This is a genomic window from Aneurinibacillus terranovensis DSM 18919 (assembly GCF_000430625.1).
GTDB classification, from domain to species: Bacteria; Bacillota; Bacilli; order Aneurinibacillales; family Aneurinibacillaceae; genus Aneurinibacillus_B; species Aneurinibacillus_B terranovensis.
Map to the genome: position 1 here is coordinate 1 of NZ_AUMJ01000096.1, position 6,065 is coordinate 6,065.

Sequence of the window (6,065 nt, forward strand, 5' to 3'; positions counted from 1 at the left end):
GTGTCTAACATGATGAAGAACCACAAACTTGCCAAAGCAATTAGCGAAGTGTCCTTCTTGCCATAGTGAATGGGACAGGGATGTAAACGCAAGTTTGAATAAGGCTTGAGCCGCACCGGATATTTCTAAAGATTTCGCGGGCACTTGAAAGAACAGGGGGCAGCAAGAATGGCTAACCTTTCTTATCATTTTTTCAGCAATGGTGTAATATAGAAACACATGCCGAAACATTATTCAATCAAAGGAGACAATTAAAATGAAATGCAAAATCACACGAAACGCGGCGAAAAAAATTAAAGAAATACTTGCAGAAGAAGATTCTCAAGGCCAAATGCTCCGCGTCCTTGTCACTCATTCACACGGTGACCATGCACATTACGGATTGGATTTAGATACGCCAGGTGAAAACGATGAAGTGGTCCACACCGATAAAGAGATTGACGTGATTCTGGAGAAGAACAATGAATTCTTAGATGGAGTCAAAATCGATTATCTATATATTCCGGAAGAAGGTTTTGTTATTACCAATCCAAGTAAAGGAAACCATGGTGACCATTAATCCATTTCCGGTTCACTGTCAAGCCAAAGCCCCGCTTACCGATCAATCGGTCAACAGGGGCTTTCTTTACCGTTAAAGAAAGTATATGTTGCTTTACAGTGTTAAAGCAACATATACTTTCCTCCATGGGTCACCTGAGAAAAACTCGCGGGAGTGTGCCGAACGTTGCTTTTTCGATGTGGAGCGTGTGACCGGAAGGTCGATCAGACCGACAATTGTCTCCATCATTGAGGTACCCGGATGTTTTGTCGGTCCGACCTTCCGGTCACTAAGCGGCCGTTTCGCTTCCCTGCAGAAAAAGGACGAGCGGCAACGCCCGCGAGTTTTTCTCATACGATTTTAACTTGCCATGCGGGGCGCGAAATTCCTATTTTTAAGCGTACCATGCGAAGTAGAAGAGTGTTCATAAAAGTTGAAGGGAGCTGTACCATGGATGAACGGATATCGTACACTGCCGCCCTATCCTGTCCCGGATAAACCGACTGACTTTGATAAAAAGATGTTGGAAGTAATGGAGAGGCACAGGGTCGTCGGGCTGGCTGCGGCCTTTGTCAAAAAAGGTTCCTTGCGCTGGACGAAAGGGTATGGCTGGGCCAATCTGGCGGAGTGCAGGCGTGTAGACAGCGAAACCATTTTTCGGGTGGCTTCTATTTCTAAAACGGTGACGGCCACAGCTCTTATGCAGCAATATGAACAGGGGAAGTTGGATCTGGACGACGACATTACTGAATATTTAGGGTTTGCGGTGAGGAATCCCCGTTATCCCGATATTCCCATCACCTGCAAACAAATCATGACTCATACATCAAGCCTGCAGGATGAATATCTGTCGTTCGCGCTCGCATCCCGTACCTCTTGTCCGCCTTCGTTAAAAGAATTCCTAATTCCTGCAGGTCGTTATTATTCAGATAAGGTGTGGGGGAGGTACAGGCCAGGTAGCGGCCATTTTGAATATTCAAACACTGGTTCCTTTATTTTAGCAACTATCGTAGAAAAATTGTCCGGTCAACGCTTTGATGTGTATTGCAGGAACCACATTTTTCAGCCGCTTACCATGCGTGATACTTCATTCAACACTCAGGATTTTCCCCACAGGGAAAAAATAGCAGTGTTGTATACGTATGACGAGGAGAACGACGCTTTTGCCGCAGCGATGGATGATTTTAAAAGCGTGCGGCCTGATACGGTCGAATATAGCCGGTACATGCCGGGAACAAATGGTTCCATTTTTCAGCCGCAGGGTGGCCTGCGTACAAATGTAGCGGACTTGAGCAAGTTTTTGCTTGCGTTTATGGGAGACGGATGCAATGGCGGGGGGCGAATCCTGGAAAAAGAAACGTTGGAGTTCATGCGGCGCGAGCACCTGCCGAAAGGAAAATCCGGCGGCTTTTTTAAAAAGAGCGGTCTCCAGCTTAATATTACGGATGAATTGATTCCGAGAAAAAGAATGATAGGCCATTCGGGAGATGCATATGGTTGTTTAACCGGAATGTATTTCATTCCTGAAGAAGAAGACGGAGTGATATTTTTCATGAACGGGATGCGGCAAAGAAAGGAAAGAGGGAAGTTCTTTGCCGTTGAAGAGGACATTGTCCGGTGCATATATAATGAGGGATTGGGCAGCAGCGAATAATTGAAAGATTGTTTGCAAAATAAAAATAGTTCTGCTAAAATTATACGCATAGCATAGAAGGTGTGAACAAGTTGGATGGTTGTTTGATGCGACCCATCAATCGTCCCATACGACTGCTGCAGAACACCGGCTAAAGCGAGGGCGTGTGTCGTGTACGATAAAGATACCGTGTACATAATCGGGGATGCCCAATCATCCATGAACAATCCGATTACTCAACAGTACAATGCTTTTTTTATTGGGCTCGTTGTCAATTGCAGAAACCATACCATTGTAGACGCGGGATGTTCGTCAACCATTTCACTTACCTCGGAATTTGTTCGTTCTATTTTTGTCGGTTATACGATGGAAGATACGGACAGGGTAGCCAGTGAGATACGCCGCCGGTATTTTGGATCTTCCCAGAAGGCGCTCATCGTCGCCTTTAAAGATGCGCAGAAAAAGTATAAGTTGGCTTTAAAAACAAGACAAGCTTAACCAATAAAGAATGGATGCTGCTTTATTTATCCGTATGTTTGCATACACGTAAATAAAACCCAGCAGATGGCCGCACACCTGTGTTTCCATTTGCGTGGGTTTTTTTATTTCGCAAGGAGGAGAAAGAAACATGAAGCTGTATATGTCAGTCGATATGGAAGGCATTACGGGATTAAACGACCAGACGTTTATCGATTCATCCCGCTATAACTACGGGCGGGGCCAGCACATTATGACAGCGGAAGCGAACCACATTATTGAAACGGCTTTCGAAGAGGGGTGTACTGAGGTTATCGTCAATGACAGCCACTCGAAAATGAATAACTTACTAATTGAAAAAATCCATCCCGAAGCGCAGTTGATTTCGGGGGATGTTAAACCGTTTTCCATGGTGCAGGGGTTAGACCGTTCCTATACAGGCGCGGTATTTCTCGGATACCATTCCCGGGCATCGCAAAAGGGTGTATTAAGCCATACGATGATTTTCGGAGTCCGCAACATGTATATCAATGAAGTTGTGGTCGGGGAGCTCGGATTTAACGCGTATGTCGCCGGTTATTACGGTGTGCCGGTCCTTTTGGTGGCCGGAGATGATGGTGCCGCGGCCGAAGCGGAAGCGCTGATTCCGGGGGTTACCACGGCTATCGTGAAGCGGCAAATCTCCCGTACGTCCGCCCTTTGCCTTACCCCGCAAAAAAGCGGCCAGCTGCTGCGGGAAAAAATGAAGAGTGCGCTTGACCATAAGGATCGAATGAAACCGTTAGTTCCGCCGGAACGTCCGCTGCTTACGATCGAATTTGCTAATTATGGCCAGGCAGAATGGGCGAATTTGATGCCGGGAACACATCACGAGGAGGGAACGACGAATGTACGGTTTCAGGCGAAAGATATTCTGGAAGCGTACCAGGCGATGCTTGTCATGACCGAACTTGCGGCGCGCGCCGCGTTTTGTTAAGGGGGGTGCAAGGGGTTGCTTTCCTTTTTCATCCGGCGATTTACTGCACTGGTTATCACATTGTTCGTGATCGTTACATTAACATTTTTCCTCATGCACGCCATTCCGGGGAGTCCATTTGATGTGGAGCGGACGACAAATGAAGCCGTCACCCAGAATTTGAAGGCGCATTACCATCTGGATAAGCCGCTGCCGGTTCAGTATGCCGCGTATCTGGCATCCCTCGTTCGGCTTGATTTAGGCCCATCGATTGCCCACAATCCCGATACTGTGAACAGTATGATCTCCCGCGGGTTTCCCGTTTCCTTTGTATTAGGGATTGTCGCCATTCTATTCGCGTTAATCTCAGGCGTTGCGCTTGGGATTATGGCCGCCCTGCGCCACAACCGGGTCATTGATTATGCAGCCATGGTAGCAGCGGTCCTTGGGATATCGGTTCCGAATTTTATTGTAGCAACCCTTCTTATTAAATATGTGGCCGTAAAATGGGGACTGCTGCCTGTGGCCACATGGGGAACCTGGAAGCATGTGATTTTACCGGCGCTAGCACTCGCTGCAGGACCGCTTGCTATTATTGCCCGGTTAACCCGTTCTAATATGCTGGAGGTATTGACGCAGGACTATATTGAAACCGCGCGGGCCAAAGGGCTGCATCCCGTTACGATCGTTCTTAAACATGCGCTGCGCAACGCGATTTTGCCGGTTATCACACTGGTTGGTACGCTCGTTGCCAATGTGTTGACAGGCAGTTTTGTTATTGAAAAGATATTTGCCATCCCGGGGATGGGAAAATATTTTGTGGACGGAATTAATAACCGCGACTATTCGGTCATTATGGGAACGACCGTTTTTTACAGCGCACTGTTAGTATTTGTCATGTTTGTAGTGGATATCGTTTACGGTTTCATCGATCCGAGAATCAAGTTCTACGGGAAGGAGGGGTAAGCGTTGAGCGTTCCGGACGAACTATTCGTACCGATGCAAAAGCAGGCAGGAGAAGCGGAAGCCATTGTAAGGCCCGGCCTTTCTTTCTGGCAGGATGCCTGGCTGCGCTTATCGAAAAATAAACTCGCGCTCACGGGTCTTATCATCATCATTTTACTGGCCATTATGGCCATTGTCGGTCCGGTCCTTTCCCCTTACAGCTATTCCAAACAGTCTCTCCTGCATAGCAATGAGCCCCCGACCGCCTTACACTGGTTTGGAACAGATGAATTAGGCCGCGACGTATTCGCCCGTATCTGGTATGGAGCGCGAATCTCCCTATTTATCGGATTGATGGCAGCTTTTATAGACTTCGTAATCGGCGTTGCGTACGGCGGAATTGCCGGATACAAGGGCGGCGCGACAGATGATGTGATGATGCGGATCGTAGACATTTTGTATGGATTGCCTTATTTGCTCATCGTGATTCTTCTTATGGTTGTAATGGGACCCGGAATGCTCACCATTATCGTTGCGCTAAGTGCCACGGGATGGCTTGGCATGGCTCGGATGATCAGAGGACAGGTGCTTCAGTTAAAAACGTCGGAATACGTAGTGGCAGCTAAAGCACTCGGGGCAAGTACTCCGCACATCATCCGCCGCCATCTCATCCCCAACATGATGGGCGTTATTATTGTTCAAATTACGTTTACCGTTCCCTCGGCTATTTTCGCCGAAGCCTTCTTAAGTTTTCTTGGCCTTGGTGTGCAGGCCCCTGTGGCAAGCTGGGGTGTGATGGCGAACGAAGGGCTGCCGACGATTTTGTCCGGACAGTGGTGGCGCCTGTTTTTCCCGGCTTTCTTTATTTCGTTAACGATGCTTGCCTTCAATATACTGGGTGATGGGCTGCAGGACGCGTTCGACCCGAAGCAGAGGAGGTAGAAAAATGGGAACATTGCTCGAAGTAGAAGATTTGCATGTCTCTTTTTCCGCGCACGGCGGAGAAATTCAGGCTGTGCGCGGTGTCACCTTTTGTATGGAAGAGGGAGAAACGCTTGCTGTTGTCGGTGAATCCGGTTGCGGGAAGAGCGTGACAGCGAGAAGTATTATGCGCCTGATTCCGGAGCCGGGCGGGCGTATTAAGCAAGGGCGCATTTTTTTCTTAGACGGCTTAACTAACACAATCGTTGATTAAGCCATTTTTCTTCTACGCATTTAAGGTATTGGTCTGGATCTCTTTTAAATTGAAATCGTTGAATATGCTCTTTTGTTCTTTCTTCCCATTTTTTCATTTCATTGATGTAGGCATCAAAAGGTACAGTAGCTAATCTTGAGAGAATACAAGGATCTGAAATTGCATCTTCAGCAAAAACGATATATTCACCGTGCCGCATTATGTAACGATTCCAAGATCTTAACCCCGTTATACGACGGTGCCTACGCTTTATGGTACGGAAGAAAAGTTCATGATCATTATTTGTTCTTGGCAAAATTGGATTATCGTAAAAGGTAAATAA

Annotated in this window: 8 protein-coding genes and 1 pseudogene; 7 read left to right on the plus strand and 2 right to left on the minus strand. The window is 47.3% G+C overall.

What is annotated here, in order from left to right:
• The first annotated feature begins 256 nt into the window (after positions 1–256).
• Positions 257–559 (plus strand): HesB/IscA family protein, encoded by a 303-nt coding sequence (locus H525_RS0114995; RefSeq protein WP_027416860.1) that lies wholly within the window; start codon positions 257–259, stop codon positions 557–559.
• Between the two features lie 93 nt (positions 560–652).
• Here H525_RS0114995 and H525_RS27430 read toward each other — a convergent pair whose 3' ends face one another.
• Positions 653–892, minus strand: a complete 240-nt coding sequence (locus H525_RS27430) for a hypothetical protein (protein ID WP_155837187.1) — start codon at positions 890–892, stop codon at positions 653–655.
• A 100-nt stretch (positions 893–992) separates the two neighbouring features.
• On the opposite strand from H525_RS27430, the gene H525_RS0115000 reads away from it, so the two are divergent.
• The 6 genes and pseudogenes from H525_RS0115000 to H525_RS0115025 form a co-directional block, all read left to right on the plus strand.
• Entirely contained in the window at positions 993–2,192 is a 1,200-nt protein-coding gene (locus H525_RS0115000; protein ID WP_027416861.1) for a serine hydrolase domain-containing protein, read from the plus strand.
• A gap of 150 nt (positions 2,193–2,342) precedes the next feature.
• Complete coding sequence (locus H525_RS0115005) at positions 2,343–2,669, plus strand: DUF3870 domain-containing protein (RefSeq protein WP_027416862.1); 327 nt, start codon at positions 2,343–2,345, stop codon at positions 2,667–2,669.
• Positions 2,670–2,799: 130 nt separating this feature from the next.
• Positions 2,800–3,624, plus strand: coding sequence for a M55 family metallopeptidase (locus H525_RS0115010; RefSeq protein WP_027416863.1), 825 nt, complete (start codon positions 2,800–2,802; stop codon positions 3,622–3,624).
• Positions 3,625–3,639: 15 nt separating this feature from the next.
• Positions 3,640–4,569, plus strand: a complete 930-nt coding sequence (locus tag H525_RS0115015; protein ID WP_027416864.1) for an ABC transporter permease — start codon at positions 3,640–3,642, stop codon at positions 4,567–4,569.
• 3 nt (positions 4,570–4,572) lie between these two features.
• Entirely contained in the window at positions 4,573–5,490 is a 918-nt protein-coding gene (locus H525_RS0115020; RefSeq protein ID WP_027416865.1) for an ABC transporter permease, read from the plus strand.
• A gap of 4 nt (positions 5,491–5,494) precedes the next feature.
• Positions 5,495–5,710: pseudogene (locus tag H525_RS0115025) on the plus strand (ATP-binding cassette domain-containing protein); the annotation flags it as partial.
• Between the two features lie 13 nt (positions 5,711–5,723).
• On the opposite strand, the gene H525_RS28265 reads toward H525_RS0115025, so the two are convergent.
• The coding region (locus tag H525_RS28265; RefSeq protein ID WP_211237023.1) for a hypothetical protein at positions 5,724–6,065 on the minus strand (342 nt) is incomplete at its 5' end.

What these genes read in the sequence shown, in the direction of transcription:
- H525_RS0115000 (WP_027416861.1), top strand. Translation starts at nt 993, where the DNA reads ATGAACGGATATCGTACACTGCCGCCCTATCCTGTCCCGGATAAACCG.
- H525_RS0114995 (WP_027416860.1), top strand. Translation starts at nt 257, where the DNA reads ATGAAATGCAAAATCACACGAAACGCGGCGAAAAAAATTAAAGAAATA.
- H525_RS27430 (WP_155837187.1), bottom strand. Translation starts at nt 892, where the DNA reads ATGAGAAAAACTCGCGGGCGTTGCCGCTCGTCCTTTTTCTGCAGGGAA.
- H525_RS0115010 (WP_027416863.1), top strand. Translation starts at nt 2,800, where the DNA reads ATGAAGCTGTATATGTCAGTCGATATGGAAGGCATTACGGGATTAAAC.